The 23,387-nt window shown below is 71.3% G+C and carries 20 protein-coding genes; 10 read left to right on the top strand and 10 right to left on the bottom strand.

What is annotated here, in order from left to right; translation table 11 throughout:
• Window positions 1-23 precede the first annotated feature (23 nt).
• Window positions 24-2,282, top strand: a complete 2,259-nt coding sequence (locus ABD844_RS27295; protein WP_344883895.1) for a polysaccharide lyase 8 family protein — start codon at window positions 24-26, stop codon at window positions 2,280-2,282.
• On the opposite strand, the gene ABD844_RS27300 is transcribed toward ABD844_RS27295, so the two are convergent.
• The 6 genes from ABD844_RS27300 to ABD844_RS27325 form a co-directional block, all read right to left on the bottom strand.
• Entirely contained in the window at window positions 2,242-2,748 is a 507-nt protein-coding gene (locus ABD844_RS27300) for a DNA-3-methyladenine glycosylase I (RefSeq protein ID WP_344884063.1), read from the bottom strand. The two genes, ABD844_RS27295 and ABD844_RS27300, sit on opposite strands and share 41 nt — an antisense overlap.
• A gap of 101 nt (window positions 2,749-2,849) precedes the next feature.
• Window positions 2,850-3,605: a hypothetical protein gene (locus tag ABD844_RS27305; RefSeq protein ID WP_344883898.1), complete on the bottom strand. Its 756-nt coding sequence runs from the start codon at window positions 3,603-3,605 to the stop codon at window positions 2,850-2,852.
• Between the two features lie 93 nt (window positions 3,606-3,698).
• Window positions 3,699-4,283 (bottom strand): LOG family protein, encoded by a 585-nt coding sequence (locus tag ABD844_RS27310; RefSeq protein WP_344883901.1) that lies wholly within the window; start codon window positions 4,281-4,283, stop codon window positions 3,699-3,701.
• Window positions 4,284-4,294: 11 nt separating this feature from the next.
• Complete coding sequence (locus ABD844_RS27315; protein ID WP_344883904.1) at window positions 4,295-5,095, bottom strand: LOG family protein; 801 nt, start codon at window positions 5,093-5,095, stop codon at window positions 4,295-4,297.
• 249 nt (window positions 5,096-5,344) lie between these two features.
• A complete protein-coding gene (gene dapE, locus ABD844_RS27320; RefSeq protein WP_344883907.1) occupies window positions 5,345-6,400 on the bottom strand; it encodes a succinyl-diaminopimelate desuccinylase in 1,056 nt (351 codons plus the stop codon).
• Window positions 6,400-7,233, bottom strand: a complete 834-nt coding sequence (locus tag ABD844_RS27325; RefSeq protein WP_344883909.1) for a 2,3,4,5-tetrahydropyridine-2,6-dicarboxylate N-succinyltransferase — start codon at window positions 7,231-7,233, stop codon at window positions 6,400-6,402. The genes dapE and ABD844_RS27325 overlap by 1 nt, the downstream gene beginning before the upstream one ends.
• A gap of 38 nt (window positions 7,234-7,271) precedes the next feature.
• On the opposite strand from ABD844_RS27325, the gene ABD844_RS27330 reads away from it, so the two are divergent.
• Entirely contained in the window at window positions 7,272-8,090 is an 819-nt protein-coding gene (locus ABD844_RS27330) for a hypothetical protein (RefSeq protein WP_344883913.1), read from the top strand.
• 72 nt (window positions 8,091-8,162) lie between these two features.
• Here the strand turns inward: ABD844_RS27330 and ABD844_RS27335 are convergent, their stop codons facing one another.
• The 3 genes from ABD844_RS27335 to fdxA form a co-directional block, all read right to left on the bottom strand.
• Entirely contained in the window at window positions 8,163-8,819 is a 657-nt protein-coding gene (locus ABD844_RS27335) for a DUF4178 domain-containing protein (RefSeq protein WP_344883916.1), read from the bottom strand.
• Between the two features lie 93 nt (window positions 8,820-8,912).
• On the bottom strand, window positions 8,913-9,983 hold the full coding sequence (gene dapC / locus ABD844_RS27340) for a succinyldiaminopimelate transaminase (RefSeq protein WP_344883919.1): 1,071 nt from the start codon (window positions 9,981-9,983) through the stop codon (window positions 8,913-8,915).
• Window positions 9,984-10,091: 108 nt separating this feature from the next.
• On the bottom strand, window positions 10,092-10,418 hold the full coding sequence (fdxA, locus tag ABD844_RS27345; protein WP_106240826.1) for a ferredoxin: 327 nt from the start codon (window positions 10,416-10,418) through the stop codon (window positions 10,092-10,094).
• 105 nt (window positions 10,419-10,523) lie between these two features.
• Here fdxA and ABD844_RS27350 point away from each other — a divergent pair, with 105 nt between their 5' ends.
• The 8 genes from ABD844_RS27350 (at window position 10,524) to ABD844_RS27385 (ending at window position 22,798) form a co-directional block, all read left to right on the top strand.
• Window positions 10,524-10,754: a putative acetyltransferase gene (locus ABD844_RS27350; RefSeq protein WP_344883922.1), complete on the top strand. Its 231-nt coding sequence runs from the start codon at window positions 10,524-10,526 to the stop codon at window positions 10,752-10,754.
• Between the two features lie 17 nt (window positions 10,755-10,771).
• Entirely contained in the window at window positions 10,772-11,842 is a 1,071-nt protein-coding gene (locus tag ABD844_RS27355) for an ABC transporter substrate-binding protein (RefSeq protein ID WP_344883925.1), read from the top strand.
• A 102-nt stretch (window positions 11,843-11,944) separates the two neighbouring features.
• The gene (locus ABD844_RS27360; protein WP_344883928.1) at window positions 11,945-12,721 is read left to right on the top strand and encodes a class I SAM-dependent methyltransferase; all 777 of its coding nucleotides are present in this window, start codon (window positions 11,945-11,947) and stop codon (window positions 12,719-12,721) included.
• Between the two features lie 112 nt (window positions 12,722-12,833).
• On the top strand, window positions 12,834-15,149 hold the full coding sequence (locus ABD844_RS27365) for a hypothetical protein (protein ID WP_344883931.1): 2,316 nt from the start codon (window positions 12,834-12,836) through the stop codon (window positions 15,147-15,149).
• Between the two features lie 6 nt (window positions 15,150-15,155).
• Window positions 15,156-17,012 carry a UvrD-helicase domain-containing protein gene (locus tag ABD844_RS27370; RefSeq protein WP_344883934.1) on the top strand — a complete coding sequence of 619 codons (1,857 nt, stop codon included), beginning with the start codon at window positions 15,156-15,158 and terminating at the stop codon, window positions 17,010-17,012.
• Window positions 17,013-17,060: 48 nt separating this feature from the next.
• A complete protein-coding gene (locus ABD844_RS27375) occupies window positions 17,061-18,905 on the top strand; it encodes a sigma factor-like helix-turn-helix DNA-binding protein (protein ID WP_344883937.1) in 1,845 nt (614 codons plus the stop codon).
• Between the two features lie 20 nt (window positions 18,906-18,925).
• The gene (locus ABD844_RS27380; RefSeq protein WP_344883940.1) at window positions 18,926-20,215 is read left to right on the top strand and encodes a CysS/YqeB C-terminal domain-containing protein; all 1,290 of its coding nucleotides are present in this window, start codon (window positions 18,926-18,928) and stop codon (window positions 20,213-20,215) included.
• A gap of 96 nt (window positions 20,216-20,311) precedes the next feature.
• On the top strand, window positions 20,312-22,798 hold the full coding sequence (locus ABD844_RS27385) for a penicillin acylase family protein (RefSeq protein ID WP_344884066.1): 2,487 nt from the start codon (window positions 20,312-20,314) through the stop codon (window positions 22,796-22,798).
• Window positions 22,799-22,870: 72 nt separating this feature from the next.
• On the opposite strand, the gene ABD844_RS27390 is transcribed toward ABD844_RS27385, so the two are convergent.
• Window positions 22,871-23,296, bottom strand: coding sequence for a hypothetical protein (locus tag ABD844_RS27390; protein WP_344883943.1), 426 nt, complete (start codon window positions 23,294-23,296; stop codon window positions 22,871-22,873).
• Window positions 23,297-23,387: the final 91 nt, after the last annotated feature.

The following is a 23,387-nucleotide window of genomic DNA, read 5'->3' on the forward strand; positions in this document are numbered from 1 at the left end:
CGCGGATGCGCAAAGCTAGCGCCATGCGCTCATCCGACGCGACGCGTCCCCCCGCCCCGCACGACTTCGAGTCCCTGCGTGCGACGGCCCTCACCCTCCTGACCGGCGGCGAACTCGACGCCTCCGATCCGGTCTGCGCCCGGCCGCTGGCCACGCTGAGCGAGCGGGCCGGCGGTCGGCTGGCCCAGATGGTCCCCGGGCTGATCTGGCCGGATCTCCCGCTCGAAGGGCGCCCCGGCCACGTCACGAGCAGCTACGGCCGCCTGCGGATGATCGCCACCGCCTGGGCCACGCCGGGCACGGCCCAGCACGGTGACGACGCCGTGGCGGCGAAGGTGATCGACGCGCTCGACCTGCTCCACGAGCGGCACTACAACGAGCGGCTGAACGAGAGCGGCAACTGGTGGTTCTGGGAGATCGGCACGCCCGCCGAGCTGTCCCGCGCGTGCGTGCTGCTCGGCGACCGGCTCGACGTGGGCAGGCTGAAGGCGTACCTGGCGGCGATCGACCGGTTCTGCCCCGACGCCGACCGTCGCGCGTGGCGGCCCGAGGCCAGCGAGAGCGGGGCCAACCGGGCCGACAAGGCCGCCATCCTGGCCTTCCGCGGTGTGGCCGGGCGTGACGCCGACAAGCTCGTCCTGGCGCGTGACGGGCTGTCCGACGTACGCGACGGCGGGCGCAACAGCGTGTTCGGCTACGCCGAGTCGGGCGACGGTTTCTACCGCGACGGCTCGTTCATCCAGCACGGCACCGTCGCCTACACGGGCTCCTACGGCCTGTCCCTGCTCATCGCGGTGGCCGAGACCCTGGCGCTGCTGCACGGCTCGCCGTGGGAGATCACCGACCCGGGGCGGCGGGTGGTGCTGGACGCGGTCGAGCGCTCGTTCGCACCGTTCGTCCACGACGGGCTGCTGATGGACACCGTCAGGGGGCGGGCGGTCAGCCGGCAGGAGTTCTCCGACGGCGTGGCCGGGCACGGCCTGACCGGGGCGGTGCTGCTGCTGGCGCAGAGCGCGCCCGAGCCGTACCGGAGCAGGTTCAGAGAGCTGGCCAAGGGGTGGATCGAGCGCGGCGCGGCCCGGCCCTACCTGGAGCACGCGGACGTGCCGGAGACCCGGCGGGCGGTCGAGGTGCTGGACGACAAGACCGTCGAGGCGGCCCTCGGGCCCGTCGGGCACTTCGTGTTCCCCTCGATGGACCGGGTGGTGCACCGGCGGCCCGGCTGGTCGGTGGCGATCAGCATGTCGTCGCAGCGGGTCTCGGCGTACGAGGCGATCAACGGGGAGAACCGGCACGGCTGGTACACCGGTGACGGCATGACCTACGTCTACTCCGGCGACCCCGACCACTACGGACACGACTTCTGGCCGACGGTCGATCCGTACCGGCTGCCCGGCACCACCGTGGACACCCGCAGACGCGAGGATCTCGACTTCTCCGCCTACCGTCCGGCCAACGCGTGGGCGGGCGGGGTCGCGCTCGAAGGCCGCTACGGCGTGGCCGCAATGGAGCTGCGGGGCGACGGGGTGAGCCTGCGGGCCCGCAAGTCGTGGATGTGCCTCGACAACGCCGTGGTGGCGCTGGGCAGCGGCATCACGAGCCACGACGGCCGGACGGTCGAGACCGTGGTGGACAACCGGGCCACGGAGGCGCAGCCGTACGTGGGAGACGGGTGGGCGCACCTGCCCGGGGTGGGCGGCTACGTGTTCGAGGGGATCAGGATGCTCACGGACACGCGTACGGGCCGCTGGCGGGACATCAACACCGGGGACGACACCCAGGCCGCCTTCGAGCCCGTCTCGCGGCGTTACGTGACGTTCTGGCTCGACCACGGCACCGACCCCGCCGAGGACGCCTACACCTATGTGCTGCTGCCTGGCGCCTCGCGGGCGGGGACCCGGTCGTTCCGGGGGCGGCGTCCCGTACGGGTGCTGTCCAACACCGACCGGCTGCAGGCCGTGGAGGTGCGCCGGCTGTTCGGGGCCACGTTCTGGGCGGCGGGCAGCGCCGGGATCGTCAGCGCGGACGCGCCGTGCGTGGTCATGCTGCGCCGGGCCAGCGAGCGGGTCGTCCTGGCCGTGGCCGACCCGAGCAGGACCGTGGACGTCGTACGACTCACCCTCGACCGGGCCGCGCGCGGGGTGCGCAACGCCGACGACACGGTCTCGGTGCAGCTCGGCAAGAGGCCCGTCGTCACCGTCGCGCTCGGCGGGTCGCTGGGCCGCAGCCACAGCGTCGAGCTCACCGCGTACGAGCCGGACAACCCTCGATATGATCGTTGACCAGGCCGATCGCCTGCATCAGCGCGTAGACCGTGGTCGGGCCGACGAATCGGAAGCCGTGCTTCTTCAGCTCCTTGGCCAGCGCCTTCGAGCCGGGGGTCGTGGCGGGCACGTCGGCCATGGTCCTCGGCGCGGGCGCGTCGGGGTCGGCGTACCGCCACACCAGCTCTGAGAGGCCGCCGGGCAGGTCGAGCGCGGCCCTGGCGTTGGCCACGGCCGCCTCGATCTTGGCCCGGTTGCGGACGATGCCCGCGTCGCCGAGCAGCCGCTCGACGTCCTGCTCCGTGTACGCGGCCACCTTGGGGATGGAGAAGCCGTCGAAGGCGGCGCGGAAGTTCTCCCGCTTGCGCAGGATCGTCAGCCACGACAGACCCGACTGGAACGCCTCCAGCGACACGCGTTCGAAGACCTCGTCGTCGCCCTTGAGCGGGCGGCCCCACTCCTCGTCGTGGTAGGCGAGGTACATCGGGTCGGCCAGGCCCGCCCAGGCACACCGGGTCGGTTCGGTCGTGCGCGGCTCGGGCGGGGGCAGCACGGTCGGGATCGGGGCAGTCGGGGTGGGCTCGGTCACCGGCGCTCATCACCGTCCTTGCCCAGCGAGGCGCGCGCGCCCTCGTCGTCGGCCTCGCCCGTCCGGCGCGACTCACCGGTCTCGTGTGACTTGCCGGTCTCGTGCGGCCGATCCTCGGACGTGAACTCGTCCTCGGGTTTCGCCTCGGCGTCCTCGGGTTTCGCCTCGGTGGACGGCTCGCCGTCGCCCGGCTTCTCCTGGTCTTCCTCCGCCTTTTCCGCTGCTTCCGCTGCATCCTCCGCGGCGGGTGCGTCGTCGGCCGGGGAGACGCGCCACTCCGGCTCCTCCGGCACGCGCTGGAGCCCGGCGCCGTCACCCCAGGACACCGAGGCCCCGCTCGCCGACACCGGATCGCCGGACTCGGGCAGCTCGCGCGGCGCGGTCGGGGCCTGCGGCTCGTGCTCGGTGCGCGGCCCGGCCCCGGGCGCGGCGTAGACCTCCTGGCGCGCGTGCAGGCGGCTCGACAGCAGCTCGGAGACCCGCTGCTCCAGCACCGCGATGCGGGTGTCGCGGGCACTGATCGCACCGGCCGCGCGCCGCAGCGTCTCGTCGACGCTCTGCGTGTGGTAGCCCACCAGGCTGACCGGCAGTTGGAGCGCCATGAAGTCGACCGCCGTGAGCTGGGCCGCCTCTGGCAGGTCGAGCGGGGGCACGTCGGGCGGGAACTCGGTCAGCTCTCCGCCCCTGCCCAGGGAGACCAGGACCACGCAGGCCAGGATGGCGATGGCGGCGATGGCGAGTATGACCAGCACATTGGCATCGTACTCACACGGTGGACCTCATTTAGCGGTCCACCGCAAGTCGTGCATTTCGCGCTTACCCCCACACGACGCCCCTCGCGCAGGTCAGCCGGCGGCCTCGCCCAGCTCGGCCACGCTGGGGCGGACCGGCTGCGCCCGAGCTTCGAGATGGGCGAACGCCTCGTCCACGGTCGTGGTCCAGGAGATCGCGTCGAAGACGTCGGGACGGGTGAAGCCCTCGTCGTACATTCCCTCGACCAGCTTCTTCAGCGGCTCGTACAGGCCGAAGGGGTCGAGCAGCACCAGAGGGCGATCGTGGATGCCGAGCACTCGGGCCGTCCAGATCTCGAACAGCTCCTCCAGCGTGCCGATGCCGCCGGGCAGCACGAGGAACGCGTCGGAGCGGGCGTCCATGACGGCCTTGCGCTCGCGCATGCCGGCCGTGACGATCAGCTCGTCGGACTCCTCGTCGGCCACCTCCATGTCCACGAGCACCTGCGGGATCACGCCCACCGTACGACCGCCCGCGGCCCGCGCGGCCGAGGTGACGGCGCCCATGCACGAGACGGAGCCGCCGCCGCTCACCAGGGTGTGACCCCGCTTGGCCAGCTCGGCGCCCACGTGCTCGGCCAGCTCGATGTACTTGTGGTCGATGGTGAGGCTGGAGGCGCAGAAGACGCAGATGTTCACGTCGGACAAGCCTATTGGGGCTCGGCGGTCTGGACGGCGGCGGCCTCCAGCTCCTGCTGCTGGCGCCCCTTGGAGCGGGCCAGGTCGGCGTCGACGATGATGCGCACGGCCTCGTCGACGTCGTCGGTGATGGTGATCAGGTCGAGGTCCTGCGACGCGATCTTCCCGGTGCCCAGCAGCGTGCCCTTGATCCACTCCGTCAGCCCGCCCCAGAACTCCGAGCCCATCAGCACCACGGGGAAGGAGGTGACCTTGTGGGTCTGCACCAGCGTGAGCGCCTCGAACAGCTCGTCGAGCGTGCCGAAGCCGCCGGGCAGGGCGATGAAGCCGCAGGAGTACTTGACGAACATCGTCTTGCGCACGAAGAAGTAGCGGAACTCGATGCCGAGGTCCACGTACTCGTTCATGCTCTGCTCGAACGGCAGCTCGATGCCGAGCCCGACCGACACCGCGCCGTCGACCTCGGTCGCGCCCTTGTTGGCCGACTCCATGACGCCGGGCCCGCCGCCCGTGATCACGGCGTAGCCGGACTCGGCCAGCTTCCTGCCGAGCGCCTCGCCCATCGTGTAGTCGGAGGAGCCCGGCTTGGTGCGGGCCGAGCCGAAGACGGTGACCGCCGGCGGCAGCTCGGCGAGCTGGCCGAAGCCCTCCACGAACTCCGCCTGGATGCGCAGCACCCGCCACGGGTCCATGTGCACCCAGTCGGAGGGCCCCTGACGGGCCAGGAGGCGCTGGTCGTGGGTGGAGCTGGGGACGAGGTTGCCGCGGACGAACGCCTGGCCCTGGCGGCGTTCCCGACGATTTTGTGCCATGGGGATCACGCTAGTCCTTCTCATTAGCGACCGGGCCCGCGTCCGCGGCCCTGCTCGAAAGGGGCCCGTAGGGGATCCAGACTGCCCGCTGGGAGCGAAACCGCAGGTAGCGAGGACGGAACACCGGTCTTAAAAATCTTGGAAGAAGCAGGGAACCGAATTTCGACCCCCTCACGTCTAACCGACGAGGGTGCTGCTCGGGACTGAAAGTGGTCTTCCCCGCCAAATGGCCGGCGAGGAAGGCCACTTTCATATTGTGAGCCACTCCAGCATGGCCCGCTCACTCTCGACGATCTTCGAGCGCGACACGTACTCGCCCTGCTGGTGCGCGAGGTTCGGATCTCCCGGGCCGTAGTTGACGGCGGGGACGCCCAGCTCGGCGAAGCGGGCGACGTCGGTCCAGCCTAGTTTGGCGCGCGGGGTGCCGCCGACGGCCGCGGCGAAGGCCGCCGCCACCGGATGCGTCAGCCCCGGCCTGGCCGCCGGCGCGAGGTCCACGAAGCCGACCGCGAATCCGTCGAACACCTCGCGTACGTGCTCCTGCGCCGCCTCGACCGACAGATCGGGCGCGAAACGGTAGTTGACGGTCACCACGCACTCGTCGGGGATCACGTTGCCCGCCACGCCGCCCCGGACGCCGACCGCGTTCAGCCCTTCGTGGTATTCGAGCCCGTCGACCACCGGCCGGCGCGCCTCGTAGACGTTCAGCCGGGCCAGCACCGGCTCGATCCCGTGAATGGCGTTGACCCCGAACCACGACCTGGCGCTGTGCGCCCGCTTGCCGGTCACCGTGACCTCGGCGCGCAGCGTGCCCTGACAGCCGCCCTCGATCACGCCGTCGGTGGGCTCCATGAGCACCGCGAAGTCGGCCGCCAGCCAGCCGGGGTGGTCGCGGGCGACCCTGGTGAGGCCGTTGCGCTCGGCCTCGACCTCCTCGCAGTCGTAGAAGACGTACGTGACGTCTCTGCCGGGGGCGGGCACGGTGGCCGCCAGTTTGAGCGCGACCGCGACGCCGGCCTTCATGTCGGAGGTGCCGCAGCCGTACAGCAGGTCGCCCTCGACACGGCTGGGCAGGTTGGCGGCCACGGGGACGGTGTCGAGGTGCCCGGCGATCAGCACGCGCTCGGAGCGCCCCTGCTCGGTGCGGGCCACGACCGTCTCGCCCGACCGGGCCACCCGCAGGTGGGGCAGCGCCGTCAGCGCCCGCTCTACCTCGTCGGCCAGCGCCTTCTCCGCGCCGCTCACCGACTCGATGTCCACGATCGCGGCGGTCAGGTCGCGTACGTCCTGGGTCAGGTCGAGCATCAGGTGTTCACTCCGTGTTCGCGCAGCACGTCGTTGAGCGCCGCCTTGTCGTGTCGCCGCCCCGGCTCCAGCCGCTTGATCACCAGCACGCACGGCAGGCCGAACGTGCCGCCGGGGAACTCCTTCTGCCTGGTGCCGCTGACGGCCACGCACCAGGCGGGGACCCTGCCGCGGTCGAGTTCTTCGCCGGTCTCGGCGTCGATCACCGGGATCGACGCCGACAGGATCGTGCCCGCCCCGACGACCGCGCCCTCGCCGACCCGGGCGCCCTCGACGATCATGGCCCGGCTGCCGATCAGCGCGTCGTCCTCGATGACGACCGGTACGGCGGTGGGCGGCTCCAGCACCCCGCCGATGCCCACCCCGCCCGACAGGTGCACGTTCTTCCCGATCTGTGCGCAGGAACCGACCGTCGCCCAGGTGTCGACCATCGTGCCGGAGTCCACGTACGCGCCGATGTTCGTGAACGACGGCATCAGCACCACGCCGGGCGCCAGGTAGGAGCCCCAGCGCGCGATCGCCCCCGGCACCACCCGCACGCCCTCGAACGTGCTCTTCAGCGGATGCCTGTCGTGGTGGTGGAAGTCGCCCACCTGTGAGCGGGCCATGCCGAGCACCTTGAAGCTGAGCATGATGGCCCGCTTGGCGCGCTCGTCGACGACGACCTCGTCGCCCACCAGCCGCGCGGCTCGGGCCTCGCCCCTGTCGAGCAGATCGACCGCGCCGACCACGAGGTGACGTGCCTCCACGTCGGCCGGCGACAGCTCCGCGCGGCGCTCCCACAGCTCGTCCACCACGGTGGGTATCGGTGACGAGGTGCTCACGTGACTCATGGCCACGGAGCCTATCCGGCCCGGGTAGGTTCTTCAGGGTGCGCCTGCGCTTCTCACGTGGAGTCATCGCCATCGCGATCATCGTCGTCGTGCTCGCCGTGGGCGTCTCCTTCGGCCTTTACCAACTGCTGAAAAGGACGCCGCGGCTGGCCGGGGAGCCCGAGCCCTACTGCGTCGTCAACACGCCGGAGGGCGTGATCAACCTCATCCCCGAGCAGGCCCAGATCTCGGCCACCATCGCCGCCGTCGCGGCCCGCCGCAAGCTGCCCGAGCGGGCCGTGGTGATCGCGTACGCGACCGCGTTGCAGGAGTCGAAGATCCAGAACCTCGACTACGGCGACCGCGACTCCGTGGGCGTCTTCCAGCAGCGCGAGTCGCAGGGCTGGGGCACCAAGAAGCAGCTCATGGACCCCGTCTACGCCACCAACAAGTTCTTCGCCGCGCTGGTCAAGGTCAAGAACTACCGGAAGATCCCGCTGGCCGAGGCGGCGCAGGAGGTGCAGCGGTCGGCGGGCGGGTACGCGTACGCGCCGCACGAGACGCAGGCCAAGATCCTCGCGGCCGCCTTCACCGGGCGGGTGCCGCAGGCCGTCCAGTGCTGGTACCCCTCGGACAAGACCCCGGCGCCGCAGCCCCGCACCGCCGAGGCCCGCAAGCAGCTCGCGCGGGCGCTGGGCAGCGCGGCCATCACGACGAAGCGGCGGGGGTGGCTGGTGGCCGCCTGGTCGGTGGCCCACGCCGAGAAGTACGCCCTCACGCGGGTGGGCTACAGCGGGGCCACCTGGAGCAACGATCCGGAGGCCGACGGCTGGCAGGCGGGCGGCCAGGCCGGCGACCGCCAGGTCGAGCTCTCCTGACACGACGCCACGGCTGTCGGGCCGCGCCTTCAGGAGACGGGCTTCAGAAGGCGGGCGTCAGGCGGCGCGGCTTCAGGAGGCGCGGCGGACGATGGTGATGGAGCCGGGCGGCAGGGGCTGGGCGTAGGCGGCTGTCCATGAGCGGCCCTGGATGCGTTCGAAGGAGAGCAGGCGGCCGTCGGAGGCGCTGTAGTCGGCGAAGTCCAGCAGCCCCCGCTCGGGCAGGCCCGTGTCGCCCTCGCTGCGGAAGGCGGCGGTGCCCCGTTCGACGGGGAAGAACTCCATGCCCTCCATGATCAACATGCTCTTGGCCGGAACCATGCCCTCGGTGGGCACGTCCGTCCAGAGCCGGACCTCCAGGTGCGGCGGATCACCGGCCAGCACCTCGATCGAGAGCCACTGGTGCCGCCGCGAGCCGTCGCGCAGCAGGAACTCCGTCCACTGCCGCCCCTGCCACGAGACGTGCGTGGCGCCGAGCACGCGTGCGGGTGACCCGTGCACCTCGATCCGGTCGCCGACCTGGATCGTGCGCGGGTCGGCGTAGTCGGTGCCGACATCGCCGGGGACGCTCACCGGTGCCGCCAGCGGGGGCTCGACGGGAGCGACCTCAGCGGGCGGCGCGCTCGCGCGGCCCTTCCTGTCTTGCCGCATGGTGGCCCAGAAGGCCCCCAGCAGCAGCAGGACGGTGGCGATGCTCAGCCCGAGTACGACCATGGAGGTCATGCTCATCGATCAGCTCGCTCCACTCGCGGTCTGCCTCGGCAAAAGCACTTGTCAATTTGTCCGCGCCAAGCCGGTACGCCCGGCCACGTCGGGGGGATCCTACTGGAGCCGGAGCACCGCCGCACCGATCCGCTCGTCCGTGGCCGTGACGGCGACGCGGATGTGCTGCCCACCTGCCGATCCGTAGAATTCGCCGGGCGCGACCAAAATGCCGATTTCGGAGAGCTTGCTTACCTGATCCCAGGCGCTCTGCCCGTTGGAGGCCCAGAAGTACAGGCCGGCCGTCGAGTGGTCGATGCTCCACCCGGCCTTCTCCAGGGCGGGGCGCAGCGCGGCGCGGCGGGCGGCGTACCGCTCGCGCTGCCGGTCGGCGTGCTCGTCGTCGGAGAACGCGGCGGTCATCGCCGCCTGTACGGGCTGGGGCATGAGCATGCCCGCGTGCTTGCGGGTCTCCAGCAGCCGCTTGACCAGGACGGGATCTCCCGTCACGAACCCGGCGCGGTATCCGGCCAGGTTGGAGCGCTTGGAGAGCGAGTGGACGGCGAGCAGCCCCTCATGGGAGCCGCCGCAGACGTCGGGGTGCAGGATCGAGACCGGCCGCTCCTCCCAGCCGAGCTCGATATAGCACTCGTCGGAGGCCACCACCGCGCCGCGTTCGCGCGCCCAGGCCACAATCTTGCGCAGGTGTTCGGCGGGCAGCACGCGGCCCGTGGGGTTGCCCGGGGAGTTGACCCAGATGAGGTCGACGGGCTCGGGACCGAGCGCGAGCGTGCTGTCGGAGGCCGTGCCCGCCGCGCCGGCCAGCCGGGCGCCCACGTCGTACGTGGGGTAGGCCAGTTCGGGGAAGACCACGTGCCGCGCGCCCAGATAGGTGGGCAGCCAGGCGACGAACTCCTTGGAGCCGAGCAGCGGGAGCACCTGCTCCTGGTCGACCGTGACGCCGTGCCGCCGCCGCAGCCACCCGGCCGCGGCCTCGCGCAGCGGCCTGGTGCCATGGGTGAAGGGATAGCCGGGGCTGTCGGCCGCGCGTACGAGCGCGTCCTGGACGATCTGCGGCACGGGGTCGACGGGCGTGCCGATCGAGAGGTCGACGATCCCGTCGGGATGCGCGAGCGCACGCTCCTTGTACGGCTCCAGCCGATCCCAGGGGAAGTCAGGTAGCTTGTTCACGATTCTCCAGGGTGTTCGGCAGGGTGCGGGCGCACCGGGACACGGGAGCGCAGCGCGAACGGGGCGCATCCACCCGGATGCCCCCGCGCACGACGTGGACGAGACCCGTCAGTGGTCCTCTCCCTGCGGCGGCAGGGCGGCCACCACCGGGTGGTCCTTCTCTATCTTGCCGACCTTCGAGGCGCCCCCTGGCGAGCCGAGGTCTTCGAAGAAGTCCACGTTCGCCTTGTAGAAGTCCTTCCACTGCTCGGGAAGGTCGTCCTCGTAGAAGATCGCCTCGACGGGGCACACAGGCTCGCACGCGCCGCAGTCCACACACTCGTCGGGGTGGATGTAAAGCATGCGCTCGCCCTCGTAGATGCAATCGACGGGGCACTCCTCGATGCACGCCTTGTCCAGGACGTCCACGCAAGGCTGCGCGATGACGTAGGTCACCTCGAGCTCCTTCTTCTCCGCACCATGACATGACTCTGACCGCGGTTTGCTACGCCCTAGTATTGCCGTGCTTGCCTACTGGCCGAAACGGAGGGTGGCAAACTCGTGGCCGCACGCCTCGTCATCGCCATCACAAGTCAGGACATAGGCGCACGGATCACTACCCGTAGGCGTGTCCCTGGCGGATTTCGCGATGTGGTGGGTGTGCTCGTGTCGTGGGCGGACGGCGTACTCGAAGTCCGCAAAAAGGATGGCACGGTGGTGGAAATTCCCGAAGAGACGCTGGTGGCCGCCAAGGTCGTTCCGGCCGCGCCTCCTCGACCTGGGCGAATGTAACGGTAAGTATTCACTGTGTGACTGTACGTACCTGCGCCGCCGCAGCAGCCATCCTCGCCAGCGCCGGATGCGGCGCGTCGTCCACCGACTCCAGCAACCCGCAGGCCAAGAACCTGCCGCCGGTGAACGTCCAGGGCGCCTCGATGAAGGCCGGTTTCGGCACCATGGAGCGCCTCGTCGACGCCGCCAAGCGCGAGGGCGAGCTCAACGTGATCGCCCTGCCCCGCGACTGGGTCAACTACGGCGAGATCATCGACACCTTCGCCGACAAGTACGACCTCAAGATCAACGAGCTGGAGCCCGGAGCGAGCAGCCGCCGGGAACTCGACGTCGCCGCGCAACTCAAGCCCGACGTCTTCGACCTGACCATGGACCAGGCCGTCTACGGGGCAGACCGCTTCGCCCCGTACAAGGTGCAGGGCTGGCAGGACCTGCCCGACCACGTCAAGGACCCGGCGGGCGCCTGGTACGCCGCCTACGGCGGCTACATGTCCATCGGGTACGACCCGCGCGAGGTCAAACCGCCCGCCTCCGTCGCCGACCTGCTCAATCCCGGCTACCGCGTCGCGCTCGACGGCGACCCGCTGCGCTCGGACTCGGCGTTCGGCGGCGTCATGGCGGCCTCCATGCACGCGGGAGTGCCGAAGCCTGAGCAGGGCGTGGCCCTGTTCGCCAAGCTCAAGCAGGCCGGGCGGCTCACCGTGCCGGCCAAGGCCAACGTGGTCGTGGCCTGGGACCACCTCAACGCCACCCGCAGCGCGAACCACTCCGACGCCTGGAAGGTGACGATCCCCCGCGACTCGGCGCTCGGCAGCTTCCACGTGCAGGCGATCAACAAGGCCGCCCCGCACCCGGCCGCGGCCCGGCTGTGGCAGGAGTTCCTGTTCTCCGACGAGGGCCAGAACCTGCTCCAGAAGGGGTTCGCCCGGCCGGCCCGCGGCGAGGCGATGCTCATGAAGGGCACGCTCGACGCCGAGCAGGCGGCGAAACTTCCGAAGGCGCCCGGTCCGCCGGTTCTGATGACGATTCCGCAGGCAGATGCGGCAAAGGCGTACTTGAAGAGCGAATGGATGAAGAGTGTGGGCTGAGCTAGATGTGACTTGATATGTCGTAGGGACGTTCAGGCTCTAAAGTGAACAGACAGCACGGCCACGGGGGCCCGATGTCTGATCGAATGTGAGCTGATCGTCTTGCGATATGACACGCCGAGTTTGGAGCGGTGGGACAGTCGCGCCTACGACAGCAGCTTCGGCTACGTCTCCACACAGGGCGCGCCACTGGTCGACCTGCTCGACCCGCGGCCGGGCGAGCGCGTCCTCGACCTCGGGTGCGGCACCGGGGTGCTGACCGCCCAGATCGCCTTCCACGGCGCGGACGTCCTCGGCATCGACGGCTCCGCCGCGATGATCGAGAAGGCGCTCGCCCAGTACCCGGGCGTCAACTTCATCATCGGCGACGGACACGACTTCACGGTGGTGGACCCGTACGACGCGGTCTTCTCCAACGCCGCGCTGCACTGGATGAGCCGCGACCCCGGCGCCGTGATCGCCAGCGTCCACGAGGCCCTCACGCCTGGCGGACGCTTCGTCGCGGAGATGGGCGGCGCGGGCAACTGCGCCGAGCTGACCGCCGCGATGCTGACCGCCTGGCGCGAGTACGGCCTGCGCGAGCCCGACCTGCCCTGGTACTTCCCGACGCCCGCCGAGTACGCCCGCCGCCTCGAGCAGGAGGGGTTCGTGGTCAGGCTGCTCGAATACTTCGACCGGCCGACGCCCCTTGACGAGTGCCCCGGCGGGGCCGCCGACTGGGTGCGCATGTTCGCCGCGCCGGTGCTCGAAGGGCTCCCGCCGGACATCGTCGAACCCCTGCTCAGGCGCGTCAACGAGCTGGCCGCGCCGGCGCTTCGCAGGGAGACTGTCTGGATGGCGGACTACGTGCGTCTACGCTTTGCCGCTGTTCGGCGTTGATGCGTCGTGCATGATGCGTAGGGCTATTTTGCCGGACTATGGTCTGTTCCGTGGGCGGCGAGATTATGGCTGCACCGCTGCGGCGGCGTGAGGGGCTGGTGAACGGAACGGGATGAACTTCTGCCTGAGCGACCTCGTACCACCGTTGAGGTGGAGCGACACGTCGACGATCACGCTACTCACCGGGCAGCCGGACCTGCCGGATGCGTGGTGGCGCAGTTTGCCCATGCCGCGGGTGCTGGCAGCGATCGGGCCCGAGTCACTGGGCGAGCTGCTGACGGAGATCGCCTTAGAGCACTGGCCCGCGGCGGCGGTGGGCGACGTCCTGCCGGCGCTGCACGTCCTGGACCCGGACGACGCCGACGAGCCCGCGGTCGCGATCGCGCTCGACCGGGCCGGATCGTGGGCCGGGCTGCTGGCGCTGACCAGCCGTGAGCTGATGGACCAGCCGTTCATCCAGGCTCGGCCGGTGCTCGGCACGCTGTTCTCGGCCGTCCTCGTCCGTCTCGACCGCCAGGGCGCGCAGAAGCCCGTCGTACGGGAGCCCGCCGCCGACGTCCAGGAAGGGCGCGCCGCCGCGGAGACCGGCGAGGAGCGCGAGGTCATCGCGGCCGGGGACGCTCCCGTGGTCGCGCCTGCCCCGGCTGACGAGGCCGCCGCGCATCGGGAGAGCGCCCCTCCGGTCGACGACCGCGGGGCGTCCGGTGAGGCCGCCGAGCTTGCCGAACTCGTCGAGGACGCCTCCGAGGCCGTCGCCGAGGCCGCCGAGGTCGCTGCCGAGGTCCGCGAGGGTGCGCCGGAGACCGCCGAGCGGGTCGCGGACGCCGACGCCGACGCCGGGCAGGTGCCCGAGGAGCGCGGCGAGACGCCAGAGTCGGAGCCCCAGCCCGTGCCTGAACCTCAGCCTGTGCTGGAACCTCAGCCCGTGCGTGAACCTCAGCCCGTGCCTGAAGCCCGGTCCGCGCTGCAGCACGAGTCCGCCGCCTCCGGCCCCGAGCAGGCGCGAGAGCCCGAGCACCCTCAAGAACCTGAGCATCCCCAGGAGCCGGAGCGGGCCCAGGAACCCGGCCAGGTTCCTGAGCCCGAGCACGTTCCTGAGCCGGAGGGCGTTCCCGAGGCTGAGGGTGTCGTGGAGGCTGAGGGAGTCGCGGACGGCGGCGAGGGTGAGCCTGCCCCCGAGCACGGCCCCCGGCCCGCCGACGAACCCACTGACGAACCCGCCGATGAGCCCGCGCCCGAGCCCGTCGCGGCGTCGGTCGACGAGTCCGCCTCCGAGGAGGACTCCGAGCCCGCTCCCCAGCCGTCGGCTCAGGAGCAGCCGCTCCCCGCGCTCATCGAGGCCGCGTTCGCCGGGCTCGACGACAAGAGCTGGGCCGTGGCGCAGAACCGGGTGTTCACCGACGAGCCCTCGGCGGTCGACCAGCTCGCCAAGCTGTTCGCCGTCCCCCCGGCCGAGATCGCGGCGACCGAGCACGCGTTGCGCTCCCGCCTGGACCAGTGGCTGGCCAGCGACGAGGCGGCCCCGTACCGGGCGCACCTGGACGAGCTGGTCAGGACGCTCGGCTCGGCCGCTCCCAAGGAGCAGCTCATCGGCGCGGCCGACTGGCACCAGGTGGAGATCCGCGCGCTGGAGGTCCCGGCCTGGCAGTTCGTGCTGACGACCCTGGCACCGCCGTCGCCGTCCTCAGGGCCCGCGATCTCGCCGCAGCCGGAGGCGCCGCCGCCGCCCCTGCCGAAGCGCAAGCCGCACCAGGAGCAGCCTCTCGCGGAGGCGGCGCAGCAGTCGGCGTTCGGCCCCGTCCAACTGCCGCCGCCCCCGGCGCCGGTGCCGCAGTTCCAGGCGTTCACGCCGACCGTCTCGCCCGAGGTGAACGGCGAGGAGCCCGAGGAGGCGGAGCAGGACAAGCCGTACCAGCCGCTGAAGGACGTCTCCCAGACCAAGCGCTGCTTCAGGCAGCCCGACGGCCGGTGGTGGCTGCGCATCGACGTGACGGCCGAGCAGCTCGCCGGGTCCGAGTGCGCGCTGCCGACGGGGTTCGCGACGTACCTGGGCCTGTCGCCGGGCGAGACCAGGACGGTCAGGAGCGCCGCGGGCGAGCTGAGCATGACCTGGCACGGCCGTCCGGTGCTCGAGTCGATCGAGCGCCTCCTCGTGGACGTGGGGGCCAGGGAGGGCGGCCACCTGTTCCTGACACTGTCGGACGAGGGCGTGCTGCGGGCCAGGCACCTCCCGGTCGCCGCGCAGGGAGCGGAGCAGATCACCAAGGCCCTGCGCCTGGTCGGGTACACGGCTCCGGGAGGCACCCGCGACCAGGCGGCCAGGGTGATCGCCACCAGGATCGGGATGCCGAGCCCCGTGGCCCTGCCGGACCTGCTCAACAGGCTCCGCGAACGCGGTGACCGCGATCTGCTCGAACTATTGGACTGAGCGCCGGTGCCGCGGCTCGCGATCGGCCCCGAGTTCCCGGGGGAGCTCAACGCACTGGCCCAGCCGGTGCGCAGGGACGCCGTGGTCGCGCTGCGCCGGTTCCTGCTGAACGTGGCCGGCGCCCCGCATCCCGAACGGGTCAGGGGCGCCAGGGACCCGCGGGTGGCGACCCTGCGCCTGGCCGACGGGCACCGCGGGGTGGTGGTGCGGCAGCGGGACGTGTACTGGCTGCGAAGGGTGCTGCCCGATCCCGAGGCGTGGTCGTACGCCCGCCGCCACCGCTACGGCGTCAACTCCGTGATCGGCGTGGTCGAGGAGTGGGACGCCGAGGCCCTGGAACGGGTGGAGCCCGCGTTGCGCAGGTCGGCCAGGGCGACGCGGCTGTTCGACGCGATCTGCGACGGCGACCTGCTCGGCCTGGGCCTGGACGTCCAGGCACTGCCGCTGTTCCGGCTGGTCACGACCGAGGCGGACGTGGCCGCGCTGGAACCGCTGCTGCCGCCCACCCAGTACGTCCCGCTGGCGGTGCTGGCCCGCGGCGGCTCGCTGTCGGAGGCGTGGCGGGAACTGGACGCCTGGCGGGCCTCCGACGGGGAGAGCGGTCCGATCGACCCCGAGAACCTGTACGCGGCGCTGCGGCGCAGCCCCGACCGTGCCGTGTTCGTGCCGGACAAGGTGACGCTGGACCGGGTGCTGAACGCGCCGGTCTGGTGCACGTTCCTGCACCCGCCGCAGCACCGGCTGGCCAGGGCCACGAGGTACGAGCACCCGGTGCTGGTCGTGGGCGGCGCGGGCACCGGCAAGACCGTGCTGGCCCTGCACAGGGCCGCCCACCTGGCGACCCGGGGCGCCGGGCCGGTGCTGCTGGTGACGTTCTCGCAGAGCCTGGTCGAGGAACTGTCGGCGAAGCTGGACCTGCTGATCGAGGACGGGGTGGCGCGCAAGCGGGTCGAGGTGGACAACGCCGAGCGCCTGGCCGTCCGGATCGTGGCCGGCGCGGAGGGCCGCCGTCCCGCGCTGGTGGGCCCGGGGGCGCGCTCGCTGGCCGAGCTGACGGACGACGCGCTCAGGCTGTTGTCGCTGGCGACCGGCGGCCTGCTCGACGACGTGGATCCGGGGCACAAGCCGTACCGTCACATGGTCGTGGACGAGGCGCAGGACGTCAGCCCGGCGCAGTGGCGGCTGCTGCGCGCGACGGTGCCGCGGGCGCGGGACGACCTGTTCATCGTCGGCGACCCGCACCAGCGCGTCACCGACACGCGGGTGACGCTCAGGTCGGTCGGCATTCCCGCCGCGCAGTACACGCTGAACCTGTCCCATCGGCTGCCGCAGGAGATGCTGTCGTTCGCCGTACGGCTGCGCGGCGGCGGCCCCTCCCTCGGCCTGGTCAAGGGCGTGACCGAGATGTACGACTTCACCGCGACGCACAACGGCCGACGCCCGATCGTCAAGGCGTACGACTCGCCGGAGGCGGAGCTGGCCGGGCTGCGCGGCACCGTGGACGCCTGGCTGGCCGACGGCGTCCCGCCGGGCGAGATCGCGGTCGGGGCCCGCAACCAGCGGCTGGTCCGCGACGCCAAGCGGGTGCTCGACGGCCTGGACGTGCGGGCGTCGACCTTTCAGCACCTCAAGGGGCACGAGTTCGAGCGGGTCGCGCTGATCGGCGTGGCCGAGGGCGTGGTGCCCGCGCCGCCGCCGGAGGATCAGCCCGGGGATCCCCCCGAAGATCCGTCCGAAGATCCGTACGCCAGGGCTCGTGCGCTGCAGCGCGAACGGAGCATACTGTTCGTCGCCTGCACCCGTGCCCGATCGATGCTCTATATCTCCCATTCCGGAAGAGGGAGCCCGTTTCTTCCCCTCTGATCACATAGTCTGAACTGCGGATATCTTCCCATTGCCGGTTGGACCTCAATGAACCTCAGCCTGAGTGACCTCGCGCCACCCCTGCGCTGGACCTCCCCTGGTCAGATCGCGCCGATCGTGGAGGAGCCCCAGTTGCCCGAGGCCTGGTGGCAAGCGATCCCCCTCGACCGCGCGTGTGCCGTCGTCGGCACGCAGACCGTGGCGGGCCGCCTGGCCGACCTGGCCGTGGCCTGCTGGGGGCACCTGATGCTCGGCGACATCCTGCCGCTGCTGCGCTTCTCCGACCCCGCCGAGGCCGAGCGCTCGCCGGAGACGCTGGGCAAGGACGTGGTGCAGAAGCTGTTCACCGGCGTGTTCGAACGGCTCCTTGAGCCCACGCCCGAGGCCATGCCCGCGCCGTCCAGGCCGGACAAGCCGCTGCCCGACCTGATCGACGAGCTGTTCGCGGCGCTGGACGACCGGCAGCGCGCCATCGCCCGCGACCGCCTCTACGCCACGCAGCGGGCCACGCTGGACGAGCTGGCGCAGCGCTTCTCCGTGACGCGGGAGCGCATCCGGCAGATCGAGCGCGACCTGCGCGAACAGGTGGAGGCGTGGCTCGGCAAGCCCGGCGCCGCCGCACTGGTGGCGCACGTGTCGTGGCTGCGCGGCCGGCTGGGCTCCGCCGTGCCGGCCGACGACCTGCAGACCGCCGTGCCGTGGCACCAGGCCGAGCTACGGTCGCTGGGGATCCCCGTCTGGCGGTTCGTGCGTACGCTGCTGACCGGGTACGAGCAGTCAGACGGCTGGCTCGTGGCGGGCGGGGCCGACGACCTGAGGGAGAAGACCCGCCAGCTCTTCACCGACGGCCCGCACCCGCTCGGCGAGGCCGTGACCATGGTGGCGCAGCTCGGCGTGCGCGAGGACGTGGCCGAGCGGTGGATCCTGGCCGTGCCCCAACTGCGCGTGCTGGGCCAGCACGTGGTGCCCTGGCCGCGCAGCGTCAACGAGAAGGCCGAGGCGGTGCTGGCCGTGGCCGGCGCCCCGCTGTCGCCCGAGGAGATCCAGGAGCGCATCGGCGAGGACTACAGCCTGGTCGGCATCCGCAACCAGCTCACCGCCGACGACCGCTTCCGCCGGGTCGACCGCAACAAGTACGGCCTGACCAGGTGGGGCGGCGACGAGTACCTCGGGATCAGGGAGATGATCGCCAGGGAGATCGAGCGGGCCGGCGGCGAGGCGTCGGTGAGCACCATCGTGGCGAACCTGACCTCCCGCTACGAGGTGAGCGAGAGCTCGGTGCGCGCCTACTCGGGCGGGCCCGGGTTCGAGCGGACGCAGCGGGGCTGGATCAGGGTGGCGGGCACGTCGCCGAGCGGGGAGGTGGAGCCGTACCAGCCGCGCAAGGACGTCTCGGAGACCCGGCGCAGCTTCCGCTCCCGCGACGGCCGCTGGTGGCACCGCGTGGACGTCAACGCCGAGCACCTGCGCGGCTCCGGCTCGCCGCTGCCGACGGGGTTCGCGGCGTACCTGGGGATGGCGCCGGGCGGGCAGCTCACCGCCTCCGCGCCGTCCGGCGACGTGGTGATCAGTTGGCACAACCAGCCCACCATGGGGTCGATCCGCAACGTGCTGGCCGAGTACAAGGCGAACGAGGGCGACCACATCTTCCTGACCGTGTCCGACGGCGGCGAGTTGCTGACCCGCCACCTGCCGGCCGCGCCGGTCGCGATGCCGCCGGTGAACCGGGCGCTCTACCTGCTCGGCTACACCGCCCCCGTCGGCTCGGAGATAGAGGGCCTGCGGCTGATCGGGGCCAGGATCGGCGTATCCGACATAGCCACCCGCGAGGAGATCCTCGGCAGGCTGCGCGAGCGCGGCGACCGCGACATCCTCGGTTTCCTGGGCGGATGACGCCGGGCTAAGCTCGGCAGATGGTGCGGATCCACGACACGCGGGCCCGGCAGGTCGAGGAGCTCGCCGCCGGACGGGCCGTGCGGATGTCCACGTGCGGGCCCGCGGTCCATCGCCGCGCGCACGTGGGCGACCTGCGCGACCACCTGTTGCCCGACCTGATCAGGCGGGTGCTGGAGAGCCGGCGGACGCGGGTCGTGGTCTGCCGGAACATCACCGACGTCGGCCGCCCTTCCGGCGCGGGCGAGATCCCGCCGAAGCTCGCGCGCCTTCACGAAGACGCGTTCAGCAGCGACGCCGCCGCGCTCAACCTGCGCCCGCCGGAGCACACGCCCCGGGCCAGTGAGACCGTCGACCTGACGATCGAGCTGATCGCCAAGCTGGTCGAGCGGGGGCACGCGTACGCGGTGCCCGACGGGCCGGTGTACTTCGACGCGCGCACGTTCCCGTCGTACGGCGAGATCTCCGGCGACCCCCACCCTGGCGAGGCGGCAGAGCCCGGCAGGCGCGGCCAGGCCGACTGGGCCCTGTGGCGGCCCGGCGCGGGCGAGCTGACCTGGGAGTCTCCGTGGGGGCGCGGCTCCCCCGGGTGGCACGCGCAGTGCTCGGCCATGTCGCTGCGCTTCCTCGGCCCGCGCTTCGAGCTGCACACCGGCGGGGTCGGCCTGCGCTTCCCGCACCACGAGGCCGAGCGGGCCCAGTCCGACGCGGTGGCCGGGCACGAGGTGGCGCGCCACTGGGTGCACGGTGAGCAGGTGCTGTTCGACGAGCGCGACTCGGGCGGCGTGGTGCCGCCGCTGTCCGACGTGGTGTCGGCCGGGCTCGACCCGCTGGCCGTGCGCCTGGCGTTCCTGGAGCACCGCTACCGGCAGCGGATGGACCTGACGTGGGACACCTTGCGGGCCGCCGACCGCACGCTGTGGCGGTGGCGTTCCCGGGTGGCCGAATGGGCCGAGTCGGTCAGCGCGCCGCTGTCGCAGGCCCACGTCGACCGGGTGGAGTCCGCCTTCGACGACGACCTCGACACCCCGGCGGCGCTGGCGATCCTGCGGGAGCTGGAGGACGACGGGTCGGTGGCGCCGGGGGCCAAGTTCGAGACGTTCCTGCACGTGGACCAGGTGCTGGCGCTCGACCTGTCCATCGAGATCGGGAAGGCGCGGGTGCTGCCTCCCGGGGCGTCGGAGCTGCTGGAGGCGCGGGCCCGGGCGCGGTCGGCCGAAGACTGGGCGGAGTCCGAGCGGTTGCGGGGCGAGCTGGCCGAGTTGGGGGTGCGGGTGTCCGACACCCCGGGCGGTCAGAGCTGGGCCTGACCCCGAGCGGGCGGGCGTCCGGAGGAGTGATCGTGAACTGCCAGACTTGATGTCCTGTTCGGCATGAAGGAGGTGGCGGTGAGGCCCTATGCGTGGATGCCGTGGCCGTTGCGGTGGTTCGCTCGGGTGTTGACCGTTCTTCTCGCACTGGTGCTGGTGCTGGCTGGGGTCCTCGTCTACACGGTGCGGCAGTCGTTCCCGCAGATGGACGGTTCGGTGCGGCTCCCCGGTTTGACCGGAAGTGTGGAGATTTATCGCGATAAATCAGGAATTCCGCACATCTACGCTGACAGCTCCGCGGACCTGTTCATGGCGCAGGGCTTCGTCCACGCCCAGGACCGCTTCTACGAGATGGACTTCCGCCGCCACATGACCGCCGGGCGCCTCTCGGAACTCTTCGGCGCCTCCACGCTCGACACCGACAAGGCCCTGCGGACCATGGGCTGGCGCAGGGTGGCCGAACAGGAGCTGCCCGAGCTGTCCCAGCAGACACAGGGCTACCTGGCCGCGTACGCCAAGGGCGTCAACGCCTGGCTCGACGCCAACCCGAACGCGTCCGACCGCAGCCTCGAATACTCCGTGCTGAAGCTCCAGGGCGGCGGCGGCCGGCCGGAGAAGTGGACCCCCATCGACTCCCTGGCCTGGCTGAAGGCCATGGCGTGGGACCTGCGCTCCAACGTCGAGGACGAGATCGACCGCGCACTCGCGCTGACCAAGCTGCCCAAGGAACGGGTCGATCAGCTCTACCCCGGCTACCCGTACGACCGGCACCTGCCGATCGTCAACGAGGGCACCGTCGGCCAGGGCGGTTTCGACCAGCGGGCCGAGCCGCGGACGCGCACCGGCCAGGCGCTCACCCAGGCCGCCAAGACGCTGGAGGCGGTGCCGAGCACGATGAGCACCGCCGACCGCGACGGCGTCGGGTCGAACTCGTGGGTGGTCTCCGGCGAGTACACCGCCAGCGGCAAGCCGCTGCTCGCCAACGACCCGCACCTGTCGGCGCAGATGCCGTCGGTCTGGTACCAGGCGGGGCTGCACTGCCGCGAGCTCACCCAGGAGTGCCCGTACGACGTGACCGGGTACACCTTCTCCGGCGTGCCCGGCGTGGTCATCGGGCACACGGACCGGATCTCGTGGGGCTTCACGAACCTGGCGCCCGACGTGGCCGACCTCTTCCTGGAGCAGGTGGACGACGACACGTACTTGTACAAGGGCGTGCGGATGCCGCTGGTGACCCGCAGGGAGCAGATCAAGGTCGCCGGGCGCGACCCGGTCACCATCACCGTCAAGAGCACCATCCACGGCCCGCTGATCAACGACGTGATCACGGACGCGCGGGCGAGCGGCGAGGCCAACGCCGTGGCGCTGCAGTGGACGGCGCTGACCCCCGGGCACACGGCCGACGCGATCTTCGCGTTGAACCGGGCGCGCGACTGGGGGGAGTTCAAGGCGGCCGCGGCGCTGTTCGAGGTGCCGTCCCAGAACCTCGTCTACGCCGACACGACCGGCAAGATCGCCTACCAGGCGCCGGGACGCGTACCCGTGCGGAAGAAGGGCGACGGCACCTGGCCCGTCCCCGGCTGGACCGGCGAGTACGACTGGAACACCGCCCCCATCCCGTACGACCGCCTCCCCTCGGTCGAGGACCCGGCCGACGGCTTCATCGTCACGGCCAACAACTCCGTCATCGACCCCAACCGCTACCAGCCCCTGCTGACCAAGGACTGGTCGTACGGCTACCGCTCCGAACGCATCAGAACCCTCATCCAAGAGGCGATCAAGAAGGGGCCCATCGACGCGCAGACCATGGCGCGCATCCAGCAGGACTCCTCCGACGGCTTCGCGGACACGCTGGTGCCGGCCCTGATGCGGGTCGACCTGGCGGGCCCCGCCGTGCAGGCCAGGGAGCTGCTCAAGTCGTGGGACCGTTCCCAGAGCCTCGACTCGGCCGCCGCGGCGTACTACAACGCGGTCTGGCGTCAGGTGCTCGTGCTGACGTTCAACGACGACCTCCCCGCGTCCGCCCGGCCCACCGGGGGCGACCGCTGGTACGAGGTGGTCAGGCGCCTGCTGGAGGCCCCCGATGACCCCTTCTGGGACGACACGACGACCGGCAACCGCAAGGAGACCCGCGACGACGTGCTCCGCCAGGCGATGGCGTCGGCGTACCAGGAGCTCGCCGACCGGCTCGGCGACGACGTCAAGGCGTGGCGCTGGGGCGATCTGCACCAGTTGGAGCTGGTCAACGAGTCGCTCGGTACCTCGGGCATCGCGCCGGTGGAGGCGCTGTTCAACCGCGGCCCGTTCGGCGTGACCGGGGGCAAGGACGCGGTGAACGCGACGAGTTGGAACGTTCAGAGGGGCTACGAGGTCACGGCCGTGCCGTCGATGCGGATGATCGTGGACCTGTCGGACCTGGACAAGTCCCGGTGGATCAACCTGACGGGAGCTTCGGGGCACGCGTTCCACGACAACTACTGGGACCAGGCGGAGGCGTGGGCGAGGGGCGACCTGTTGCCGATGTACTCCTCTCCCGCGGCGGTGCGCAAGGCCGCGACCCACACGCTCAAGCTGTCCCCCTGACGCGCAGGGCGCCTCGCGGTGGGCGTGTCGCCCAACAGGACGACCGACGGGCCGGGGTTTGACAGATCATCGTCAACCCCGCCTGCGAGCCCTCCGCCGCCACCACACCGCGTTGCGCGGGTACCCACCGTCGTCCAGCCCCGCCAGCCGCTCGAACACGTTGCACGAAGCCTGATCGCCACAGACGATCACCGAGGCCAGCATGGCCACGAGATAGAGCGGCACCATGGGCAGACCGGCGCACCAGGCCCACTGCGTGGCATGCCTGGCCTCGTGCCGCACAAGCTGTTCGCTGAGCGCGTTCCTCCTGGTCAGGACCACATTTCCGACCGTGAACGCGGCGGCCGCGGGGAAGCGGTGACGGTAGCCGAAGGCCAGGACGAGCCCGTCGGGGCCGGGCTGCCTGGACGCGCCGCCGGCGACCGCGATCAGCAGACCGAGCGGCGTAGAAAGATTGAAGTAGTTCGCCGCACGCCGGAACCGAAAGCGCGTGTCCATGCGTCTCAGTCTTGACCAATCTTGACAAGTCGGAATAATGATCCCCGTCCTGAAATCTCCCACAGAGCAGGATTATGAGATTCTCCATCCT

It is taken from the genome of Nonomuraea antimicrobica, from assembly GCF_039536965.1.
In the GTDB taxonomy this organism is placed as follows: Bacteria; Actinomycetota; Actinomycetes; order Streptosporangiales; family Streptosporangiaceae; genus Nonomuraea; species Nonomuraea antimicrobica.